Genomic DNA, 21,226 nt, shown 5'->3' on the forward strand with positions numbered 1-21,226 from the left:
AGTGGGGGCATGCACTTGTAGGATAGTCAGCCCTGACGGGGGTTCCGTTTTATTTCAGACGTGTAGGGCGATTCTTAAGGCTTCCAACGATGGTTCGCCCTTGATGCCGACTTCGGCGCACAACTCCAACACTCGCGGCAGGTCATTGCCGTAGACCAGCACAGCCTGGATCTCGTCGTCCAGCGGCTGGCTGAAGTCGAGCAGTACATAGCCGCCGTCTTCCGGGCTAAGGGCGCTCATTTGGATCTGGATGCGGTTCAGCGCGGTCAGGTCTTCGGTCTTGGCCAGTTGCTTGGGCTTGAGGTTGAACGCCACGCCAGGGCCGAATGAGGCGACGATCTGCGCAAACAGGTCGCCATAGCTGTCGGCCTGAAACAGCACAGTGTCAGGCAGACTGCCGACCACTACCCATTCACCCAGCGGGATCGGGAAGGTGTCGTCGTAGTTGATATCCGCATTCGCCGCCAGAAACGCCACCGGGTCCGCGTAGGCCTGAGCGGCTTCCTCGGCGATGCGCGCCACCTCGTCCTCGCCCATGACGCCGGCGCTGATTTTACTGATGAGTTCGACGAGGGCGGTTTTCATGGGGCGATCCTGTGGCGGGGGGGTTTTAAAGGGCGCAAAGCCTACACCAGTTTCTGCAAGCGCGCCGCCGTATCCACCGCGCCCATGGTCAGCGCAGCTGCCAGAGCGGTCGCGCCTTGGGCATCGGTGGCCTTGGGGTTGGCACCCTGGCCCAGCAGGTATTCCACCATTTCCACGCGATTGAACATGGCCGCCAGCATCAACGCCGTACGGCCATCGGACGACGCTGCATCCACCGGCGCGCCGCCTTCGATCAGGGCCTTGACCACGTCGGGGGTGCCCTTGAACGCCGCGCCGGCAATCGGCAATTGGTTTTTGTCATTGGCGATCAGCGGGTCAGCCTTGAATTCGAGCAACACTTTTACCGCCTCGGCGTGGCCGTGGTAGGCCGCCAACATCAGCAAGGTGTCGCCATTGTGGTTGCGAAAATTGGCTGGCAAGCCCTTGGCCAGCAGCGCCGCCAGCATCGCGGCGTCACCGCGACGGGCCACGTCGAACACCTGCTCGGCAAACTCAGCGGCTTCGTCGTCGGTCATTTGTTTGGCTTGGTCTGACATGTGGGTCTCCTTGTCTGGGTACTTAATATGGCGCCCAGTGTCGCGACGGAGTTCCCACCTGTCATGGCTTTTTTGTCAAAAGCAGTCATAGGCAGAATCAATAACGCTGCGGTTGATAACGCTGGCGTTAATAACGCCGCCCTTAATAACGCCGCCCTTAATAACGAAAGTGCCCTTTTTGAATCTGCGCCAACAGTTGACCCGTCACCGGCACATAGCAATCAGACCCCGGCAGCCAGGCATACACTGGGTCATTGCCAGCCTTGTCCGGGTCGAACGCCTCTTCCTTGAGCTTGACCTTCTGGTATTTGAAGGTGCCCGTGGTTTCCATCTTCATCTTGATGCGCAAGAACAACGGCACGGCATAGTGCGGTAACTGGCCGTGGGCGAATTGCAGCAGCTCGCGCATGTCCAGCGCCGCCAAGGATTCGCTCGGGGTGATGGCGACCATGCCGGCGCGGCCGTTGGTGTTCTCGATTTCCACGCCATAGGCCACCACTTCGGCAATTTGCGGGTGTTGCAGCAGCACGTTTTCCACCTCGGTGGTGGAGACGTTTTCGCCTTTCCAGCGATAGGTATCCCCCAAGCGATCAACAAATTGCGCATGACCAAAACCGATGCTGCGCACCAAATCGCCGGTATTGAAGTAGCGGTCGCCCTTCTCGAACACGTCGGTGAGGATCACCTTGCGATTCTTTTCGGGGTCGGTGTAGCCGTCGAACGGTGATTTTTCATCGATCCTGGCCAGCAGCAGGCCCTGCCCGCCGGTCTCCACTTTGCACATAAAGCCATCGCTGCCGCGCAGGGGCTCGCCATTATCGTGGGCGTAGTCCACCAGCGCCCAATGCTGAAGGCAAAAACCGATGGTGTTGTCGAAATTGAGTACGTTGGTAAAACCGATATTGCCGTCGCTGGCGGCATACAACTCACAGATATGCTCGACGCCATAGCGCGCCTTGAACTGCGCCCACACGCCAGGACGCAGGCCGTTGCCGACCATCTTGACCACCTGGTTGTCGCGGTCGTTGGCCCCCGGTGGCTGGTCGAGCAGGTAGCGGCACAGCTCACCCACGTAACCCAGGGTGGTTGCCTTGAATTTGCGTGCGTCGTCCCAGAACTGACTGGCGCTGAACTTGCGGCGAATCGCGAACCCCGACGCGCCGACAATCGCCGAGCCCCAGCACACACACAGGCCGGTGGCGTGGTAAAGCGGCAAGGTGCAATACAGGACATCATCCGGCCCCATGTCCAGGGCGATGCTGCCAAAGCTCACGGCGGTCTTGGTCCAGCGGCCGTGTTTCATGATGCCCGCCTTGGGCAAGCCGGTGGTGCCCGAGGTGTAGATATAGAAGCAGGGGTCATTAAAGAAGATTTGCGCGGTGCTGGCCGGGTTGCCCACCGGGCATTCGGCGCTGGCGGCCAACAAGTCGGCATAACCTTGCGGTACCTCACTGGCTTGCTGATCAGCCACGAACCAGGTGCGTGGCTCGGGAATGGCCACTTGATCACGCACCACGTCATAGGCCGCGACCAGTTCGGCACCCACCACAATCGCCACTGGGTTCACCAGCTTAAGGCTATGTACCAGCGCCGCCTGGGTCTGCGCGGTATTGAGCATGGCGCAGATACCACCCAGCTTGGCCACGGCCAATACGTTCAGCAGAAGCTCCGGGCGGTTCTCGATAAACAACGCCACCACGTCGCCCTTGACGATGCCCTGAGCTTGCAGATGGTGGGCGATGCGGTTGGCCTGTTGGTTGGCTTCGCGATAGCTGAGCGCACGATCGCCGAACAATAAGGCGTTGCCATCGGGATTGCGCAGGGTCGCCTGCTCGAAATGCCAGCCCAGGCCACAAGGCTGCGCAGGGTCAGTGACGTTGGCGGCGCGCATGCCGCGTACCACCCGTGGCAGAGCGCGGACAATGGCGGGCACCTTACGCAGCATCATGCTCCAAGTGATCATGTCGTTTTGCGGGTGGCTCATGGCGAAACATCCTTTTTCTTATTCTTGGGTATGCCTTGCAGGAAAATACGTCAGCCCTTCTTGCGCTGTACACGCGGGATTTGAAATGTTTTGTATCCCGATGGGCGACCGCTGAAAAAAGGAATTAAGCCGCCTGAGGGCAGTCACTAACAGTATCGGCGGGCCAAACCTGCAGATTGAGTAGCGCAAAATGCAGGATGCATGATGGCCATTCATGCAAATTGCACGAAATCAAAAATCGAGTATTTTTTTAAGCCCATGATTTATAACGAAATTATTAAAAACCTTTAGCTGGCACAATCACTGCACCTATCACTCCATGCTTGCCAACTTGAGCCAACGGAGCTGATAGACATGAGCCTGATCCAAGATAAATTCGCTTCAGTATTCTCCCAATACGACGTCACCACGCAGCCACGTCCAGATGGCGGCATCCTGTTGACCCTGCGCGACAGCGAAGGCAAACAAGTGAAGCGTTCGATCTCGTACCAGCAACTGCACACTGCCGACCAACTGACCTGGGTGATCAGCGCCATCCGCCGTGACTTGGCCGAACAAGCCAGCGACTTGCCGCAGATTTCGATGCTGCAAAGCCAGAACCGCTTTGCCCTGCCGACCTATCATTCGGCGTGAATACGCGCAAACAAAAAAGGCCCGCTTAGTCAGCGGGCCTTTTTTGTTTGCGGTTCAATACAACCCCAGTCGCGTGGCTTCGTTCATCGCCTGCACACGGTTGCAGACTTGCAACTTGCTGTAGATATTGCGCAAGTGAAACTTCACCGTGGCTTCGGAAGTGGCGCGTATCTGGCTCATCTCCCAGACCGTCTTGCCCTCTGCGGCCCAGCGTAGGATTTCCAGCTCGGAAGGGGTCAGGGCCTTTCCCGCCAAGCTCAGGCGGCGCCTGACAGCATTCGGTACGCAATAGGGTTGAAGAAACGATTCCTTTGGGCCTCTCATTAGCGACTCTCCTTTCTACTGGCGTATGCCCAATCACCTTTGGGATTTTTCCTATAGACAGGTGATATAAACATTGAGGCCGAGGAGAGTTACATAATGCATCGCCTTGGAGCGTAGGTGCGGCGATAAACAGCCACACCCTACAAGCCTTTAAGGCTCTTCCCACAACAACTTCAAACATGCGGGGGTTGAAGTTTATAAAACGCCGCGATTAATCGTCCAGGCCAGGAAACAGCCGGGCAATATCGCTGCCGGTGAACTCAGGCACATCGCCTTTTACCGAATGAGAAAGGCGCAGTGTCACCAGGTACGGGTTTTCACCCATATCGAACCAGTGCGCAATACCCGCCGGGATCACCAGCAGGTCGTTTTTCTCACAGTGCACGGCATACACGTAGTTACCGATATGCAGGCTGTAAAGGCCCCGGCCGGCGATGAAAAACCTGACTTCGTCTTCACTGTAACGACGCTCATCGAGGAACTGGGCGCGCAGTTCGGCGTGTTGCGGGTGGTCGCCGGTAACGCTGAGCACACTCACCGATGGATAGCCCAGCGCATCGATCTGCGCCTGATAGGCCGCGATCAGGTGTGCATCGCTGGCGCCCCTCTCGACCGGGCTACTGGTCCAGCGCTCAAAGCGCACACCGTGATCTGCCAGGGTCGCAGCAATATCGTCGAAATGGGTCAAGACCTTGTTCGGGGTATCCGGTGAAGCGACGGAGTAGACGGCGACATAGCTCATTGAAGGGTTCCTCTGTTCTGCTCTTGCAATCGAAGGCCGATGATAACGGCAGCGGCCAAGGCCGCGACGCTGGCGATGCTGAACGTGAGGGTCGGCCCCAACAGGTTCCAGCTGTAACCCGAATACAGCGCGCCCAACGCGCCGCCGGTACCTGCCAGGGCAGCGTAAAGCGCCTGGCCCTGGCCTTGTTGTTTATCGCCAAAACTGCGCTGCACAAAGGCAATCGCTGCCGCATGAAAACTACCGAACGTGGCCGCGTGCATCACCTGCGCCAGTAACAGTATCCAGAAAAACTCGGCGAACGCGCCCAGCAACAGCCAGCGCAGTGCCGCCAACAGGAAACTGGCCAGCAGCACTCTGCGAACCGAAAAGCGCGTGAGGATGCGGCTCATGGCCAGGAACATCAGCACTTCAGCCACCACCCCCAAAGCCCACAGCAGGCCGATCACACCGCGGCTATAGCCCAAGTGTTCGAGGTGCAGGGTCAGGAAGGTGTAGTACGGGCCATGGCTCATTTGCATCAACGCCACGCAGGTATAAAACGCCAACACGCCGGGGCTGCGCAATTGCTTGAGAAAGCCCCCGCCGGCCAAGCGATTGCCAAGGGTGACCGGTTGCGCATTCGGTACCCAGAGGCTCGCGCCGATGATGCCGGCCATGATCACCACGACGACTACCGGGTAAATATCCAGGCTTAACCAGTCGAACAGGCGACCCATGATCACCACGGTGAGGATGAAGCCGATGGAGCCCCACAGGCGGATCTGGCTGTAGCGGGAGGTCTGTTTGTGCAGATGTGCGAGGGTGATCACTTCAAATTGCGGCAGCACGGCGTGCCAGAAGAACGCGTGCAAGGCCATCACCAGCGCTAGCCAGGCGTAGGTCTTGCTGACGAAAATCAGCGAAAAACTGATCAGGGTGCATACCGCGCCAAACCGTACGATAGCCAGGCGGCGACCGGTGTAGTCCCCCAGCCAGCCCCAGAGGTTGGGGGCTACGCAGCGCATCAGCATGGGGATGGCCACCAGTTCACCGATGCGGGCGCTGGAGAAGCCGAGGTGGTCGAAGTACAGCGCCAGGAACGGCGCGGTGGCGCCCAGGAGGGCGAAGTAGAAAAGGTAGAAGCTGGAGAGGCGCCAGTAAGGGAGACCGGGGTTCATGCAAGGGGCTGCTTCGCAGCCCAGCGGGACGGTGCGACGACTCGACAAGCTCCCTCGCCACAGCAGGCTTGCTCATTGCAACAAGCGGTCACAGTTGGCCCAGTACCGGGGTGGTTACGTGTACGTCGGCGTTCTGGCCACGGTTGCGCAGCAGGTGGTCCATCAGCACGATGGCCATCATCGCCTCGGCAATCGGCGTGGCGCGGATGCCGACGCACGGGTCGTGACGGCCTTTGGTGATCACGTCCACCGGGTTGCCGTGCACATCGATCGAACGGCCCGGCGTGGTGATGCTCGACGTGGCCTTGAGCGCCAGGTGCGCAACGATCGGCTGGCCAGAGGAGATACCACCGAGGATGCCGCCGGCGTTGTTGCTGAGAAAACCTTCAGGGGTCAGCTCGTCACGGTGCTCGGTGCCGCGCTGGGAGACGCAGGCGAAACCGGCGCCGATCTCAACGCCCTTCACCGCGTTGATACTCATCAGCGCGTGGGCCAGTTCGGCGTCGAGGCGGTCGAAGATCGGCTCGCCCAGGCCCGGCTTGACGCCTTCGGCCACGACAGTGATCTTGGCGCCGACGGAGTCCTGGTCGCGGCGCAACTGGTCCATGTAGGCTTCCAGTTCAGGCACTTTGTCTGGGTCAGGGCTGAAGAAAGCGTTGTCTTCGACGCTGTCCCACGTCTTGAACGGGATCTCGATGGGGCCCAGTTGGCTCATGTAGCCACGGATCACGATGCCCTGGGTGGCCAGGTATTTCTTGGCAATAGCACCGGCGGCCACACGCATGGCCGTTTCGCGGGCCGAGCTGCGGCCACCGCCACGGTAATCGCGTTCGCCGTATTTGTGGTGGTAGGTGTAGTCGGCGTGGGCCGGGCGGAACAGGTCCTTGATCGCCGAGTAGTCCTTGGACTTCTGGTCGGTGTTGCGGATCAGCAGGCCGATGGCGCACCCGGTGGTGCGGCCTTCAAACACGCCGGAGAGGATCTCGACTTCGTCGGGCTCCTGGCGCTGGGTGGTGTGACGGCTGGTACCGGGCTTGCGGCGGTCGAGGTCACGCTGCAGGTCTTCCAGGGACAGCTCAAGGCCGGGCGGGCAGCCGTCGACAATGGCGACCAACGCCGGGCCATGGCTTTCGCCCGCGGTGGTAACAGTGAACAGCTTGCCGAAGGTATTGCCGGACATGCAGGGCGCTCCGTGAAATCAGTTGTAATCACTCAGGGGTGATAACCAAGCGCGCCAGTATACGCGGGCCAACCGACTAGTTCATCCTCGAAACCTTCCCGGTAGACATTGGTCGAACCGACACCTTCCAGATGATGGCGTGATGATGCTTCGAGTTTTGCTACTAACACTTACCCTGTTTACCGCAGTGGCCCACGCCGCCGCCCCCGTCGTATTGCAGCGCCCCATCAGCCTCGACACCGGCAGCGGCGAATTGTTTGGCTCCCTGCTGCTGCCCCAATCCGACAAACCGGTGCCGGTGGTGCTGATCATTGCCGGCTCCGGCCCCACCGACCGCAACGGCAACAGCGCCGACGGTGCACGCAATGACAGCCTCAAGCGCCTGGCCTGGGTGCTGGCCCGGCACAACATCGCCAGTGTGCGCTACGACAAGCGCGGCGTAGCTGCCAGCCTGGCCGCCACCCCCGACGAGCGTAACCTGACCCTGGACGCCTATGTGTCCGACGCCGTGGCCTGGGGCAAGTTGCTCAAGGCCGACAAGCGCCTTGGCCCACTGGTTGTGCTGGGCCACAGCGAAGGCGCGTTGGTGGCCGCCCTCGCCGCGCCGCAATTGGAACCTGCTGGTGTAATTTCCCTGTCCGGCAGCGCCCGCCCGGTAGACCAGGTGATCCGCCAGCAACTGGCCGATCACCTGCCCCCTGCCCTGCTGCTGCGCAGTAACCAGATTCTCGATCACCTCAAGGCCGGCCAGGTGGATGCCGATGTGCCGGGCCCGCTGCAAGGTATTTTCCGACCGAGTGTGCAGCCTTATCTGATCAGCCTGTTTCGTGCCGACCCGTCGGCAGCCTTCGCCAAGCTGAACATGCCCGCGCTGATCGTCCAGGGCACTAACGATATTCAAGTGGGCGTCGATGATGCCAGGCAACTGCAACAGGCCAAACCGGACGCCCAGCTTGTGCTGGTTGAGGGCATGAACCACGTGATGCGCATCGTACCCAGGGACGTGAAGCAGCAATTGGCGTCCTACAATGACCCGCAGTTGCCACTGGCCGCCGAACTGGGCAGCCGCGTGGTGCGCTTTATCGACGGACTTCAACCCCGTTAAGCGACAATTTGCCTCCAGTCCTGCGAAAATCGGCCGATAAGCCAGGTGTCGACAGCAAAAAGACTGTCGGCTTGCTGGGCTAGGACAGGATCGCGCCGCATGACAACCACTGAAGCAACACCGGAACCCACCGCCGAAACCCCGGCTGAGAAAACCGCGGACGTCGATGCGGCGCCTCTGCCGTGGGCGGATGTACAGGCCGAGCACTTCAAGATGCTGCGCCTGGCGCCCCTGGCCACTGACCGCGCCACCGGTGTGCGGCCGTTGCGGTTCGTGCAGTTCGGTTATGCCGAGCGCAACGACAAACACCACAGCCTGCTGCGCATGGTTATCCAATTGCCCGGCCAGCGGGTGCGCAGCGAGCAGAATCACCTGGATGTGTGGCTCGACCACGACACCCACCGCGCACATTTCGGGCCGGGCACCAGCGTGGAAATCGAACCGGCCAACCGTGGGCTGGGGCGCTTCCTGGTGGCTCAAGGCGCCGCGTGGGCGAAGAAGAAAGGTGCAAGCTATCGCATCGACGGCGTCGACCTGTCCAACAAAGACGCCCTGAACGAAGCCACCCGCCTGCGTCGCGATCACTTCCTGCGCATCCACGGTTTTGATGTGGCCTACGCCGACGTGCAGCACCTCAAGGGCAACGTGCAACCGGGCAAAGTGGGCGATGTGCTGGACAGCTGGAACACCGAGAAGGTGCAGTTCGTCGAGATTCTGGAAGCCGCGCAGATGCTGCAACAGGCCGAACAGAACCTGGCGGAGCATGAAGTGAAGCTGCGCAAGGAAGAGGAAAAGGTCACCAAATTCAAGCGAGAAGACAGCGGGTTACGCTTCACCATTACGTGTCTGGTGGCGTTTACGGTGTTTCAGGCGGGGTTGTTGATCTGGATTGCCACTCACCGCTAAAGGGGTTGAAACGCAATTAAATGTGGGAGGGGGCTTGCTCCCGATGAGGGCGCATCAGTCACCGAATGCATTGACTGATACACCGCTATCGGGAGCAAGCCCCCTCCCACACTGACCATGTTCCTACAGTCAGGCCGGATTAGACCCGGGCGGCAAACACCGCCTGATGCTGACGGCACTGCTCGGCCGTCAACATGAACACCCCATGCCCACCGCGCTGGAAGTCCAGCCAGGCAAAGTCCACTTCCGGGTACAACGACTCGACGTGCACCTGACTGTTGCCCACCTCGACAATCAGCAAGCCCTTCTCGGTCAGGTGATCAGCCGCTTCAGCCAGCATGCGCCGCACCAGGTTCAAACCATCATCTCCGCAGGCCAGGCCCAACTCGGGTTCGTGCTGGTACTCGTCCGGCATATCGGCAAAGTCTTCAGCGTCCACGTACGGTGGGTTGGACACGATCAGGTCAAACCGCTGGCCCGGCAAGCCATCAAAGCCATCGCCCTGCACGGTGTAGACGCGCTCATCCACGCCATGGCGCTCGATGTTCTGATTGGCCACTTCCAGCGCTTCAAACGACAGGTCACCCAACACCACTTCGGCATCCGGGAACTCGTAGGCGCAGGCAATGCCGATGCAACCGGAGCCGGTGCACAGGTCGAGGATGCGCGCCGGCGGTTGGGCCAGCCAGGGTTCGAAGCGGTTTTCGATCAGCTCGCCAATCGGTGAACGCGGGATCAACACGCGCTCGTCGACGATAAACGACATGCCGCAGAACCAGGCCTCATTCAGCAAGTAGGCGGTAGGAACACGCTCGTGAATACGGCGATGCAGCAAGCGCTGTACGTGGGAGATTTCCTCTTCTTCGAGGTTACAGTCCAGGTAGCTGTCGGCGATTTCCCATGGCAGGTGCAAGGCACCGAGTACCAGTTGGCGGGCTTCGTCCCAGGCATTGTCGGTGCCATGGCCAAAAAACAGGTCTTCCCCATGGAAACGGCTGACAGCCCAACGGATGTGGTCGCGCAAGGTGCGCAGGCGGGAAGTGATCACGGGGGCAGACTCCTGGAAAAAACGACTGGCGATTCTAACAGCCTTCGCCTGTACCGACGATGTACGAAAACCCTTCGCCACCTGTCGGATTTCATCCAATTTGCCATCATTGCCCTCAACAAGCCCACCTATTGACATGGCTGCACGTCAACAACGGCGTACCTTACGATGGTAGCGATTCACAGAACCGCTCAGCCAGTGGACAATGTCGCAAAAGCCCCCCTCACAGGAGCCCCAGAATGTCCGTTCCAAAGACGATGTTTCAACTCAGCGGTCGCGGTTACGCAGCAGCGAACCTCAGCCATGCGACTCTCGTGATCATCGACGCCCAGAAGGAATACCTCAGCGGTCCACTCGCCCTTTCGGGCATGGATGCAGCCGTCGCCAACCTCCAGCAACTGGTCGCCGCCGCCCGTAATGCCGGGCGCCCGATCGTGCACGTGCGCCACCTGGGCACCGTCGGCGGTCTGTTCGACCCGCAGGGCGAGCGTGGTGAATTCATTCCCGGCCTCGAACCTGCGGGTGACGAAACCATCATCGGCAAGCTGCTGCCCAGCGCCTTTCACGGCACCGGCCTGGAAAAACACTTGCAAGACCTGGGCTCCCTGGACCTGATCGTTGCCGGTTTCATGAGCCACTCCAGCGTCAGCACCACTGTGCGTGCCGCCAAGAACCTGGGCTTTCGCTGCACCCTGGTGGAAGACGCCTGCGCCACCCGCGACCTGCCTTACAAAGGTGGCATCCTGAGTGCTGAGCATGTGCAGCAGACCGAAATGGCCATCATGGCTGACAATTTCGCCACCCTCGCGCTGACCAAAGATCTGATCTGATCGACCTTCTGATGAGCGGTGCGGCAATGTTTATTGCCCCGCTCATCCGCAAAGCCCTTTCATTTGGCGCATTTACCTCTGCTCCCGGAACAACCTGTGTATTGTCCGGTCGAAGGGCCGATACCCTGGAGGAAAGGTCGGAATGAAGATATCCGATGGTTTTGATGCTCGTCGCTTGCGCCCCAAGGGCCCGAGCAACTGGCGTCTGCGCCTGATAGCGTGCTTTGCCGCGCTGTTGGCAATGGTAGGACTGCTGTTGGCCGGCGCTGGTGGCGCTGGTCTGTTTGGTCATTCACCCGCCTTGGGCGAACTGAATGCCAGCCCTGGTGGCTCGGCTATCCTGCTGGTGATCGGGCTGTTGGTGCTGTGGTTGGGCGTGTGGTTGTGGCGCCGCAGCCGTCGCAAAATGCGTCAGCCGTTGTCACTGAACATCGCCTCCCACCTGATGAAAAAGCACGACTGATGGCGCTTGGATAGCGTTTCCTGCGCCCCGGCCGCCGCGATTTAGGTAAACTGCCCGCCCTTCGCGGAGGCTGACATGCAAGACGACGATTTTTCCCTGTTCAAAAACGAGCTGCGCGGCGTCAAGCCGATCAAGCACGATCGTGCCGACACCGGCAAACCCAAGGCAGACCGGGCGCAGATCGCCAAGCTGCGCCAGGCCGCGACCGTGCGCACCGATGCCACCACCGTGGATGGCCTGTCGGACCAGTTCGTCATTGACGTAGGCCCCGAAGACGAGCTGATGTGGGCCCGCGACGGCGTGCAAGAAAGCCAGATGCGTAAGCTCAAGGTCGGCCAGATCCCGTTCGAAGGCAGCCTCGACCTGCACGGCATGACCGTGGAAAAAGCCCGCGAAACCCTATGGGCCTTTCTCGCCGAGGCCACCAAATTCGAAATTCGCTGCGTGCGCGTCACCCACGGCAAGGCCGTGCGGCTGGACGGCAAGCGCCCAATGATCAAAAGCCACGTCAACACTTGGCTGCGCCAGCATGCCCAAGTACTCGGTTTCACCTCCTGCCAGGCCCGCCACGGCGGCGCGGGTGCGGTGTATGTGATGCTCAAGCGCACGATGATGGAAGGGCGTGACGAATAACCGGTGCCATCGTCAGGCTTGCAGCGATGTGCCCGCCACCGTAACCTTGCGCTTTGCAAAAATCCCACAGGTAGTTTCATGTCCCTGGAACAGAATTACACCGCGATCCTCGGCCAACTCGGCGAGGACGTTTCCCGCGAGGGCCTGCTCGACACGCCAAAACGTGCCGCCAAGGCGATGCAGTACCTCTGCCGCGGCTATGAACAGACACTGGAAGAAGTCACCAACGGCGCCTTGTTCAGCTCTGACAACAGCGAAATGGTGCTGGTCAAGGACATCGAGTTGTACTCTTTGTGCGAACACCACCTGCTGCCGTTTATCGGCAAGGCCCATGTGGCCTACATCCCGAGCGGCAAAGTGCTGGGCCTGTCGAAGGTCGCGCGGATTGTCGACATGTATGCCCGCCGCCTGCAGATCCAGGAAAACCTCAGCCGCCAGATCGCCGATGCCGTGATGCAAGTGACTGGCGCCCTGGGCGTGGCCGTGGTGATCGAGGCCAAGCACATGTGCATGATGATGCGCGGTGTCGAGAAGCAGAATTCGTCGATGATCACCTCGGTGATGCTGGGCGAGTTCCGCGAAAACGCGGCCACCCGCAGCGAATTTCTCAGCCTGATCAAGTAACTGGCTGGGTAGAAAAAAACCGGCGTTCATCGCCGGTTTTTTTTCGCCTGCAAAATTGCGGTAAGCTGCGGCCCCTTCTGTATCGGGCAAGAGGTTTCAACCATGTTCGTCAAAGCACTTCGAGTGGGTCTCGGCCACGTCATCATCGCGGGCGACTTGCTTACCCGCCCGCGCAAAAAACAGCGCCCTGCCGAGCAACAGGCACAGGTCAATGCAGCGGCCAAGGATTTGACGCTGTATCAATTCCACGCCTGCCCGTTCTGTGTGAAGACCCGCCGCACCTTGCACCGTTTGAATGTGCCGGTGGCGTTGAAGGATGCGAAGAATAATGAGCAGGACCGCCAGACCTTGCTGGAGCAAGGAGGCAAGATCAAGGTGCCGTGCCTGCGTATTGAAGAAAACGGCCAAACCACCTGGATGTACGACTCCAAGGTGATCATTGATTACCTGGACAAACGGTTTGCCGGCATCTGACAAACACCGCAAAACCAATGTGGGAGGGGCGGTGCGACGATTCGACTTGCCCCCGATAGCAGTGTGTCAGCCACATATAAGTTGACTGATACACCGCCATCGGGGGCAAGCCCCCTCCCACATTTAGTCCAGTGCTATCAGTTCGAAATCGAGCAGCGCCGATCCCAGGCATTTACCATGGGCATCCAGCGCCAACGAACGTGTGACGCCGCCCCTCAGAATCCCCGGTAATACAAAGTTCAGCGCCTGCACATTCGGCAGCTCATACCGCCGCACCGGTGCAGCCCCCGGCTCCAGCAAGCCGGCGAAGTACTCGGCCACGCGCTCCGCGGTCAGTTGCTCGCACAACAACGAATAATCCTCAGCCCGATACGCAATGATCGAGATATTCGACGTATCGCCCTTATCCCCAGTGCGGGAATGGGCCAGTGTGTGCAGCTTCATGCTTCGATCCTCGGGTTGACCGCATCACGCGGCAGCAGCAACGACGCCACCGCCACCACCTGCCGCACGCTTTTGCTCGCGCCACCGCCGCCCGATGGGCCATTGGTGTAGAGAGTTTCCACTTCATTGCCGACCCGTACCGCGTCAGCGCGATCTTCACAGCGGGCCGCCACGCGCAGGCGCACTTCCCAGGGCTCAACGCTGCTGCGTGGGCCGTGCAGCGAGTCGATGCCGATCAGCTCGGCGCGCACGTCCTGCATCTTCACGCCCATCAACTCCAAGCGCTTGAGGACGACATCCCGCGCCAACTGCCCTCGTGCGACAGCGCCAGGGCCGCCGTAAGACATCTGCCCTTCGCCGATCCAACCGTCCAAATAGCCGACGCTGACCTTCAGCTGTTCCGGACGCGAGCGGCCGCCCGCCCCCTGTGCCCGCACACGATCAACGCCCTCCTCGACAAAACCCACGTGGGAGAAATCCGCGGTGACGTCCGGCGTGAGGTACGCCGCCGGGTCGTGGACCTCGTAGATCAGTTGCTCGGTACACGTGGCGCGGCTGACCCGCCCACCGGACCCCGCAACTTTGGTGATCACTGCGTCACCCTGCGCATCAATCTCGGCCAGCGGGAAGCCCAGGCGTGCCAAGCCCTCCACATCCTTAAAGCCTGGGTCGGCAAAATAGCCGCCGCTGACTTGCCCCGCACATTCGAGCAAATGCCCCACCAACGTACCGCGCCCCAATCGTTGCCAATCGTCAGCGGCCCAGCCGAACTCAAACATCTGTGGCGCCAGGAACAGCGACGGGTCGGCCACGCGCCCGGTGATCACCACATCGGCGTCGGCGCGCAGGGCCTCAAGAATTCCGTCGACGCCCATATAGGCATTTGCGGAAATCAGCCGCTGCCCCAAGGAGCCGACGGTCTGGCCGTTATCCAGCACTGATTCGGCCTGCAGCACTGCCAACACATCGTCGCCGACCACGGCGACCACCTTGAGCGCCAGGCCCAACTCACTGGCAATACGCCGCACTTCGTTGGCCGCCGACACCGGGTTGGCCGCGCCCATGTTGGTGATCACACGCAAACGGCGACGCCCGGCCTTCACCCCAACAAAGGGCAACACGCGGCGCATGCGCTCGCTCAGCAGCGGGTCATAACCGCCTTGTGGGTCGCTGATACGCGCTTGTTGCGCCAGGGCGATGGTGCGTTCCGCCAGGCACTCAAACACCAGGTAATCCAGGTCGCCTTGCTCGGCCAACTCGACGGCGGGCTCGATACGGTCGCCGGAATAGCCGGCGCCAGAACCAATGCGCAAGGTTTTCATCTTAAATCACTCCCAGGAGCAACGCGGTCAGGGTCATCAACACCGACGCGGCAAACAGAAACGGAATGGTGAAGCGCTGGTGATCGGCCAACTCGATCTTGCACAGGCCCACCAACAGGAAGGTCGCGGGGGTCAGCGGGCTGACCGGGAAGCCGGTGGTGTGCACGCCCAGCAACGAGGCCTGGGCCACTTGCAATGGGTCGACGCCCAAGGCCTTGCCGACTTCGGCGATCACCGGCATCACGCCGAAATAATAGGAATCGGGATCGAACAGCATGCTCAGCGGCATGGAAATAAAGCCCACCACCGCCGGAATCAGCTTGCCGTGGCCAGCCGGGATCTGCGCCACCGCCACTTCGGCAATCGCCTTGAGCATGCCGGTGCCTTGCATGATCCCGGTGAACACGCCAGCGGCGAGCAGGATGCTGGCCATGGTCAGGGCGGTTTTTGCATGGGCGTCGATGCGGGCGCGCTGGGCGTCCACATTCGGGTAGTTGATGCACAGCGCCACCACGGTGCCGAGCATAAACATCACCACCGGGTCGACCCAACCGGCGATCATCACCACCATCACCAGCACGGTCAGGATCAGGTTGACCCAGAACAGCCGCGGGCGGCGCAGCTTGATGTCGTCATCACTGAGTACTCGCTGCGGCATGGCATCTACGGTAGAACCGGCGCCCAGGCCCAGGCGTTTTTCTTCGCGACGGCCGAGCCACCAGGCGCAGGCAAATACGAAGATCAGGCCGACAATCTGCACCGGGATCAGCGGTTGGAACAAATCTGCCACCGGCACATGCAAGGCGGCCGAGGAGCGCAGTACCGGGCCCGTCCAGGGGAGGAAGTTGACCCCTGCCGCCATCGCACAGACGCAGGCAAGAATGCGTTTATCGATGCCCAGCCGGGTGTAAAGCGGCAGCATCGCCGGCACCGTCACCAGAAAGGTCACCGCACCGGAGCCGTCCAGGTGCACCAGCAGCGCGAGGGTCGCGGTACCCACGACAATGCGCGTAGGACGTGTCCCTACCGTGCGCAGGATGCGATCAATGATGGGGTCGAGCATGCCGGCGTCGGTCATGATCCCGAAAAACAGGATCGCAAACACAAACATGCCCACCACGGGGGCGACGTTCTTGATGCCGGTGATGATGAAGGCACTGGTTTGCAGGCCAAACCCGCCGAGCAGCGCAGCGATGATCGGCAAAGCGATCAGGGCCACCAGTGGCGAGAGGCGTTTGCTCATGACGGCAGCGAGCAGGCACAGGATGGTGATAACACCCAGGGTAGCGAGCATGGGTTACTCCAGAGCGGCCTTGGTGGCCGGTTATTGTTTTCCACGGAGTATTGGAAGCGGGTTAGTCTTTGTAAATTGGAATATTCAGCCGATAGCATTCGGAAAAACAAAATGAAGAACAGTATCCAACACATTCAGGCGTTCCTTGCCGTAGCGCGAACCGGCAGCTTTACCAAAGCCGCCAACGAACTGCACCTGTCGCCCTCAGCACTGACCGTCCAAGTTCAACAACTGGAAGACTGGCTAGGCGTTGCCCTGCTCGACCGCAGCCCACGCCATGTGAGCATCACCGCCGCCGGCCAGGACGCCCGCGGCCCCATGGAAAAACTGCTGCTGGACCTGGACAACATCGTCACCGGCTCCCGCGACCTCGCCGCACTGCGCCGGGGGGTGGTCACCATCGCCGCCCTGCCCTCGGTTTGCGCAGGCGCCTTGCCGCCGGTGCTGCGCCTGTTTCGGGAGCGCTTTGCCGGAATTGAAGTGCGCCTGCATGACCTGGTGGCCCACCGCATTCATGCCCAGGTGCGTTCCGGCGAGGTGGATTTCGGTATTGGCGTGCGGGCGCGGCTGAGCCATGGGCTGGAATTTGTACCGGTACTCAATGACCGCCTGTGTGCGTTTGTACCTCTGGACCATCCGCTGACGCGCCATCGCCAATTGACCCTGGAGCAATTGGCGGACCAGCCGATCATCCTCACCGGCCGCGACAGCAGTGTGCGTGAGCAGGTGGATGCATTGTTCGATGAAACGCGACTGACGATGAACGCCGGGATGGAGGCCAACTACATGTCGACGGTACTGGCGTTGGTGCGCCAGGGGCTGGGGGTCAGTGTATTGCCGGAGTCGGCGGCGGACAGTCTGGAGGGGTTGAAGCGCATCCCCATTGATCACCCTGGGGTGAACCGGGAGATTGGGTTGATCACACGTAGCGGGATGGGCTTGAGCCCTGCGGCGCAGCGCTGCTTCGATGTGCTCAATGAAGAACTCTCTGACACTGCACAGAGCTAAATGTGGGAGCGGGCTTGCTCGCGAAAGCGGTGTGTCAGACCCGTATAAGCTGGCTGATACACCGCATTCGCGAGCAAGCCCGCTCCCACATTTTGAACCGCATTATCAATCGAGCATCGGCACATGTTTGGGATGGCTGCCCACCCGCGCCAACCACGCCTGCACGGCAGGATACGGCGCCAAATCAAACCCACCCTCATGGGCCACATGCGTGTAGGCATACAACGCAATATCGGCAATCGAATACTGCTCACCGACCAGGTACGGCGTGGCCTGCAACTGCCGTTCCATCACTTTCAACGCCTTATAGCCGCGCTTATGGCAAGTGTTGTATTCCTCAAGGCGATCCTCGGGCATGTTCAGGTAAAACTGGATAAACCGCGCCACTGCAACGTACGGCTCATGGCTGTACTGCTCGAAAAACTGCCATTGCAGCACTTGGGTGCGCAGGCGGGGCTCGGTGGGTAAAAACTCGCTGCCATCGGCCAGGAAGTTGAGGATCGCATTGGACTCCCACAGGCAAGTGCCGTCTTCGAGCTCCAGCACCGGGATCTTGCCGTTGGGGTTCTTGGCCAGGAACTCAGCGGTCTGTGTATCGCCGTTGAGGATGTCCACATCGATCCATTGATAGGGAATGCCCAACAGGTTGAGCATCAACTTGATTTTGTAGCAGTTGCCCGACTTGTAATCGCCATAAACCTTGTACATGGGGCTCCCCTTATGCCGCTTGCGCGTGCTGTGCTTGACGGACTACCGCGGCCAGACGCTTGAGACCTTCGTCCAGGCGGGCCGGGTCGATATGGCTGAAATTGAGCCGCAATGAACCCAGGTGTTGGTCCGGCTCGGAAAAGAACGGTTCACCGGGCATGAACGCGACGTTCTGATCGAGCGATGGTGCCAACAAAGTGCGGGTGTCCAGCGGCTGTTTCAAGGTCAGCCAGAAGAATAATCCACCTTGGGGCACTTGCCAGTCGGCCAGCTCTTCGAAATGACGCTCCAGCGCTGCCTGGAAAGCATCGCGGCGCTCGCGGTAGAAGCTGCGCAGTTCAGCCAGATGCTGCTGGTATTTGTCGCTGCCGAGCCACTGCATCGCCTGCCATTGGCCCACACGATTGGTGTGCAGGTCGGCCGATTGCTTGAGCTTGAGCAGGTGTGGAAACAGGTCCGGGCTGGCGATCAGGTAACCGACACGCAAGCCCGGCAACAAGGTCTTGGACACCGTGCCGGTGTAGATCCAACTGGCTTTTTTCAGGCGCCCGGCGATGGGCTTGGCGCTGGCGCCGTCGAAGGTCAGCTCGCGGTAGGGTTCGTCTTCAATCAGGGTTACGCCGAATTCATCCAGCAGTGCCGCGACCGCCTCGCGCTTGGCCTCGCTGTAACGCACGGCGGACGGGTTCTGGAAGGTCGGGATCAGGTAGATGAATGCCGGGCGGTGGCGTTCGAGGTTGATGCGCAAGGCGGCCATGTCCGGGCCATCGGCCTCCAGTTGCACAGTGAGGCAGTCGGCACCGAACAACTGGAAAATCTGCAACGCCGCCAGATAGGTCGGGCCTTCAAGCAACACTTGGGTGCCTTTGTCGATGTACAGCTTGGCGGCCAGGTCCAGGCTTTGCTGGGAACCGCTGACCACCAGCACTTGGCTGGCCTGGCACGCAATACCCAACGCGCGCGCCTCGGCGGCGAGCAGTTCACGCAACTGCGGTTCGCCCTCGCTCATCCCGTATTGACCGATGTTCAGCGGCATATCATCCCAATTCAATGCCGGCAACATGGCTTCGGCCGGCAGGCCACCGGCAAACGACATCACTTCCGGGCGCTGGGCTGCCGCGAGGATTTCACGGATCAAGGAGCTTTTGAGGCGCGTAACACGTTCAGAGAAGGCCATGGGGTCACCGGTAGCAAAGACTGTAGGAAATACGTCAAACTGGTTGACTGAAATTACGACGACTCATACGGATACGTCAATATGCTTGACCTTAAAAAACCCGCCGCCCAGCAAGAAGCCATGGAAGCGTTCTTCTTCGGCTACCAGGCGTTTACCGCCAAAGCCGACGAAATGCTGGAGCGCAGAGGCTTGAGCCGGGTGCACCAGCGCATCGTGTTTTTTATCGCTCGTTACCCGGCCTTGAGCGTCAAAGAACTGCTGGAGTTGCTCGGCGTGAGCAAGCAGGCGCTGAACATGCCGCTGCGCCAGTTGCAGGAAATGCACTTGGTCAACAGCGTCGCGTCCGAGACCGACAAGCGCAAACGCCTGCTGGAATTGAGTGAAGAAGGTTTGCGTTTCGAGCAATCGCTGCGCCGTGAGCAAGTGAAACTGCTGCAACGAGCGTTCAACGAGGCCGGCGAAGAGGCGGTAGCGGGATGGCTGGCCGTCAATCAGGCATTAAGCGCGGTGAACTAGCCGTTCGCTCAACTATTCGAAAACATTATTTGCTTTATTTGTATACAAAAGCATAATTCGCCTCGTGCGAGTTCCTGACCTATTGGTCAACAAAACCCGCCAGTACCTCACGGCGCCAAAGCGCCGGCCATAACAATAAAATGCTTGAGGAGTACTCGCTGTGGATAGCCGCAAATCCGAAGCCTCACCCCTGGACCTCCAACCCACCCGCAATGGCTGGCTGGAACGCCTGTTCAAACTCAGCTTGCATGGCACCACAGTGAAGACCGAGCTGATCGCCGGCCTCACCACCTTTATCACCATGGCTTACATCATCTTCGTCAACCCCAACATCATGGCCGACGCCGGCATCGACCACGGCGCTGCGTTCGTTGCCACCTGCATCGCCGCAGCGTTGGGCTGCCTGTTGATGGGCCTGTACGCCAACTGGCCCGTGGGCCTGGCGCCGGGCATGGGCCTGAATGCGTTTTTCACCTACACCGTGGTCGGCACGATGGGTTACACCTGGGAGACCGCACTGGGTGCGGTGTTTATCTCCGGTGTGTTGTTTATGGGCCTGACGCTTTCACGGGTACGCGAGTGGCTGCTCAACAGCATTCCGGTGAGCCTGCGCCATGCCATGGGTGCGGGCGTCGGCTTGTTCCTTGGGGTGATCGGCCTGAAGACCGCCGGCATCATCGTCGACAGCCCGGCGACGTTGATCAAGCTGGGTTCATTGCACGAACCTGCCCCGCTGCTGGCGGCCGTGTGCTTTCTGCTGATCGCGATCCTCAGTTACCACCGCGTGTTCGGCGCGATCCTGATCAGCATCATTGCCGTCACACTCGCGGGCTGGGGTTTGGGCCTGGTGCACTACAACGGCATGGTCTCTACCCCACCGAGCCTGGCACCGACCTGGATGGCCATGGATGTTAAAGGTGTATTCAATGTAAGCATGATTAGCGTTGTTTTTGCCTTTCTTTTTGTACACATGTTTGACACTGCGGGTACACTGATGGGCGTCGCGCAACGGGCCGGTTTGGTCAATGCCGATGGCAAGATCGATAACCTGTCCCGCGCCTTGAAAGCCGACAGCGCTTCGAGCGTGTTCGGGGCGATGGTCGGCGTACCGCCGGTCACCAGCTACGTGGAAAGTGCCGCCGGTGTGGCTGCCGGCGGTCGCACCGGGCTGACCGCGGTGACAGTGGGCGTGCTGTTTGTGGCAGCAATGTTCTTCGCACCGCTGGCCGGCATGATCCCGGCCTATGCCACCGCCGGTGCGCTGATCTACGTCGCGATGCTGATGATGGCAAGCATGGCCCATATCAATTGGGATGAAGCCACCGACAGCATTCCGGCGATTGTCACCGCGATCATGATGCCGCTGACGTTCTCGGTTGCTGACGGTATTGCCCTGGGCTTTATCACGTACGTGGCGCTCAAGGCCGGCACTGGCAAGTACCGTGAGATTTCCGTCAGCCTGTGGGTGCTGTGCGCGATCTTTATCGCCAAATTCATATTTCTATAAAC

24 protein-coding genes are annotated in these 21,226 nt (G+C 60.2%); 11 read left to right on the forward strand and 13 right to left on the reverse strand.

The features are described from left to right. Nucleotides 1–54: 54 nt before the first annotated feature. The 3 genes from ICY20_RS12815 to ICY20_RS12825 form a co-directional block, all read right to left on the reverse strand. Nucleotides 55–585: a hypothetical protein gene (locus tag ICY20_RS12815; protein WP_159963264.1), complete on the reverse strand. Its 531-nt coding sequence runs from the start codon at nt 583–585 to the stop codon at nt 55–57. Nucleotides 586–626: 41 nt separating this feature from the next. Then, a complete protein-coding gene (locus ICY20_RS12820; protein ID WP_194937662.1) occupies nt 627–1,142 on the reverse strand; it encodes an ankyrin repeat domain-containing protein in 516 nt (171 codons plus the stop codon). Between the two features lie 157 nt (nt 1,143–1,299). Then, entirely contained in the window at nt 1,300–3,126 is a 1,827-nt protein-coding gene (locus ICY20_RS12825; protein ID WP_194937663.1) for a long-chain-acyl-CoA synthetase, read from the reverse strand. 354 nt (nt 3,127–3,480) lie between these two features. On the opposite strand from ICY20_RS12825, the gene ICY20_RS12830 reads away from it, so the two are divergent. Continuing rightward, nucleotides 3,481–3,759: a DUF3509 domain-containing protein gene (locus ICY20_RS12830; protein ID WP_159963267.1), complete on the forward strand. Its 279-nt coding sequence runs from the start codon at nt 3,481–3,483 to the stop codon at nt 3,757–3,759. A 54-nt stretch (nt 3,760–3,813) separates the two neighbouring features. Here ICY20_RS12830 and ICY20_RS12835 read toward each other — a convergent pair whose 3' ends face one another. The 4 genes from ICY20_RS12835 to aroC form a co-directional block, all read right to left on the reverse strand. Then, nucleotides 3,814–4,083, reverse strand: coding sequence for a response regulator transcription factor (locus tag ICY20_RS12835; protein ID WP_159963268.1), 270 nt, complete (start codon nt 4,081–4,083; stop codon nt 3,814–3,816). A 211-nt stretch (nt 4,084–4,294) separates the two neighbouring features. After that, the gene (locus tag ICY20_RS12840) at nt 4,295–4,825 is read right to left on the reverse strand and encodes a 1,2-dihydroxy-3-keto-5-methylthiopentene dioxygenase (RefSeq protein ID WP_194937664.1); all 531 of its coding nucleotides are present in this window, start codon (nt 4,823–4,825) and stop codon (nt 4,295–4,297) included. Beyond that, the gene (locus tag ICY20_RS12845) at nt 4,822–5,985 is read right to left on the reverse strand and encodes an MFS transporter (protein WP_194937665.1); all 1,164 of its coding nucleotides are present in this window, start codon (nt 5,983–5,985) and stop codon (nt 4,822–4,824) included. The genes ICY20_RS12840 and ICY20_RS12845 overlap by 4 nt, the downstream gene beginning before the upstream one ends. Nucleotides 5,986–6,073: 88 nt before the next feature. Then, nucleotides 6,074–7,165: a chorismate synthase gene (gene aroC, locus ICY20_RS12850; protein WP_105523207.1), complete on the reverse strand. Its 1,092-nt coding sequence runs from the start codon at nt 7,163–7,165 to the stop codon at nt 6,074–6,076. A 142-nt stretch (nt 7,166–7,307) separates the two neighbouring features. Here aroC and ICY20_RS12855 point away from each other — a divergent pair, with 142 nt between their 5' ends. Both ICY20_RS12855 and ICY20_RS12860 read left to right on the forward strand, forming a co-directional pair. Beyond that, the gene (locus tag ICY20_RS12855; protein ID WP_194937666.1) at nt 7,308–8,270 is read left to right on the forward strand and encodes an alpha/beta hydrolase; all 963 of its coding nucleotides are present in this window, start codon (nt 7,308–7,310) and stop codon (nt 8,268–8,270) included. Nucleotides 8,271–8,369: 99 nt separating this feature from the next. Then, the gene (locus tag ICY20_RS12860) at nt 8,370–9,176 is read left to right on the forward strand and encodes a hypothetical protein (protein ID WP_159963272.1); all 807 of its coding nucleotides are present in this window, start codon (nt 8,370–8,372) and stop codon (nt 9,174–9,176) included. 139 nt (nt 9,177–9,315) lie between these two features. Here the strand turns inward: ICY20_RS12860 and prmB are convergent, their stop codons facing one another. After that, nucleotides 9,316–10,224, reverse strand: a complete 909-nt coding sequence (prmB, locus tag ICY20_RS12865) for a 50S ribosomal protein L3 N(5)-glutamine methyltransferase (protein WP_159963273.1) — start codon at nt 10,222–10,224, stop codon at nt 9,316–9,318. A gap of 239 nt (nt 10,225–10,463) precedes the next feature. Between prmB and ICY20_RS12870 the strand changes: the two genes are divergently transcribed. From ICY20_RS12870 to ICY20_RS12890, 5 genes are all read left to right on the forward strand, one after another. Further along, entirely contained in the window at nt 10,464–11,054 is a 591-nt protein-coding gene (locus ICY20_RS12870; RefSeq protein WP_159963274.1) for a cysteine hydrolase family protein, read from the forward strand. A gap of 142 nt (nt 11,055–11,196) precedes the next feature. After that, on the forward strand, nt 11,197–11,517 hold the full coding sequence (locus tag ICY20_RS12875; RefSeq protein ID WP_159963275.1) for a hypothetical protein: 321 nt from the start codon (nt 11,197–11,199) through the stop codon (nt 11,515–11,517). A gap of 75 nt (nt 11,518–11,592) precedes the next feature. Beyond that, nucleotides 11,593–12,150 carry a Smr/MutS family protein gene (locus tag ICY20_RS12880; RefSeq protein WP_032888029.1) on the forward strand — a complete coding sequence of 186 codons (558 nt, stop codon included), beginning with the start codon at nt 11,593–11,595 and terminating at the stop codon, nt 12,148–12,150. A gap of 78 nt (nt 12,151–12,228) precedes the next feature. Next, the gene (folE, locus tag ICY20_RS12885; protein ID WP_003442011.1) at nt 12,229–12,774 is read left to right on the forward strand and encodes a GTP cyclohydrolase I FolE; all 546 of its coding nucleotides are present in this window, start codon (nt 12,229–12,231) and stop codon (nt 12,772–12,774) included. Nucleotides 12,775–12,876: 102 nt separating this feature from the next. After that, nucleotides 12,877–13,248: a glutathione S-transferase N-terminal domain-containing protein gene (locus ICY20_RS12890; RefSeq protein WP_159963276.1), complete on the forward strand. Its 372-nt coding sequence runs from the start codon at nt 12,877–12,879 to the stop codon at nt 13,246–13,248. Between the two features lie 123 nt (nt 13,249–13,371). Here ICY20_RS12890 and ICY20_RS12895 read toward each other — a convergent pair whose 3' ends face one another. The 3 genes from ICY20_RS12895 to ICY20_RS12905 are packed head-to-tail and all read right to left on the reverse strand — an operon-like array spanning nt 13,372 to nt 16,308. Beyond that, the gene (locus tag ICY20_RS12895) at nt 13,372–13,692 is read right to left on the reverse strand and encodes an AtuA-related protein (RefSeq protein WP_159963277.1); all 321 of its coding nucleotides are present in this window, start codon (nt 13,690–13,692) and stop codon (nt 13,372–13,374) included. Beyond that, nucleotides 13,689–15,014, reverse strand: a complete 1,326-nt coding sequence (locus tag ICY20_RS12900) for an acyclic terpene utilization AtuA family protein (protein WP_194937667.1) — start codon at nt 15,012–15,014, stop codon at nt 13,689–13,691. The genes ICY20_RS12895 and ICY20_RS12900 overlap by 4 nt, the downstream gene beginning before the upstream one ends. 1 nt (nt 15,015) lies before the next feature. Then, complete coding sequence (locus ICY20_RS12905; protein ID WP_124529506.1) at nt 15,016–16,308, reverse strand: CitMHS family transporter; 1,293 nt, start codon at nt 16,306–16,308, stop codon at nt 15,016–15,018. 111 nt (nt 16,309–16,419) lie between these two features. Here ICY20_RS12905 and ICY20_RS12910 point away from each other — a divergent pair, with 111 nt between their 5' ends. Further along, a complete protein-coding gene (locus ICY20_RS12910; protein WP_194937668.1) occupies nt 16,420–17,316 on the forward strand; it encodes a LysR family transcriptional regulator in 897 nt (298 codons plus the stop codon). Nucleotides 17,317–17,421: 105 nt separating this feature from the next. Here ICY20_RS12910 and ICY20_RS12915 read toward each other — a convergent pair whose 3' ends face one another. Together ICY20_RS12915 and ICY20_RS12920 are read right to left on the reverse strand one after the other, a co-directional pair. Next, complete coding sequence (locus ICY20_RS12915; RefSeq protein WP_159961996.1) at nt 17,422–18,024, reverse strand: glutathione S-transferase family protein; 603 nt, start codon at nt 18,022–18,024, stop codon at nt 17,422–17,424. Nucleotides 18,025–18,034: 10 nt separating this feature from the next. Then, nucleotides 18,035–19,201, reverse strand: a complete 1,167-nt coding sequence (locus ICY20_RS12920) for an aminotransferase-like domain-containing protein (protein ID WP_194937669.1) — start codon at nt 19,199–19,201, stop codon at nt 18,035–18,037. Between the two features lie 81 nt (nt 19,202–19,282). Between ICY20_RS12920 and ICY20_RS12925 the strand changes: the two genes are divergently transcribed. Together ICY20_RS12925 and ICY20_RS12930 are read left to right on the forward strand one after the other, a co-directional pair. After that, complete coding sequence (locus ICY20_RS12925; RefSeq protein ID WP_159961998.1) at nt 19,283–19,717, forward strand: MarR family winged helix-turn-helix transcriptional regulator; 435 nt, start codon at nt 19,283–19,285, stop codon at nt 19,715–19,717. Between the two features lie 160 nt (nt 19,718–19,877). Then, nucleotides 19,878–21,224, forward strand: coding sequence for an NCS2 family permease (locus tag ICY20_RS12930; RefSeq protein ID WP_194937670.1), 1,347 nt, complete (start codon nt 19,878–19,880; stop codon nt 21,222–21,224). The last annotated feature ends 2 nt before the right edge of the window (nt 21,225–21,226 follow it).

It is taken from the genome of Pseudomonas pisciculturae, from assembly GCF_015461805.1.
In the GTDB taxonomy this organism is placed as follows: Bacteria; Pseudomonadota; Gammaproteobacteria; order Pseudomonadales; family Pseudomonadaceae; genus Aquipseudomonas; species Aquipseudomonas pisciculturae.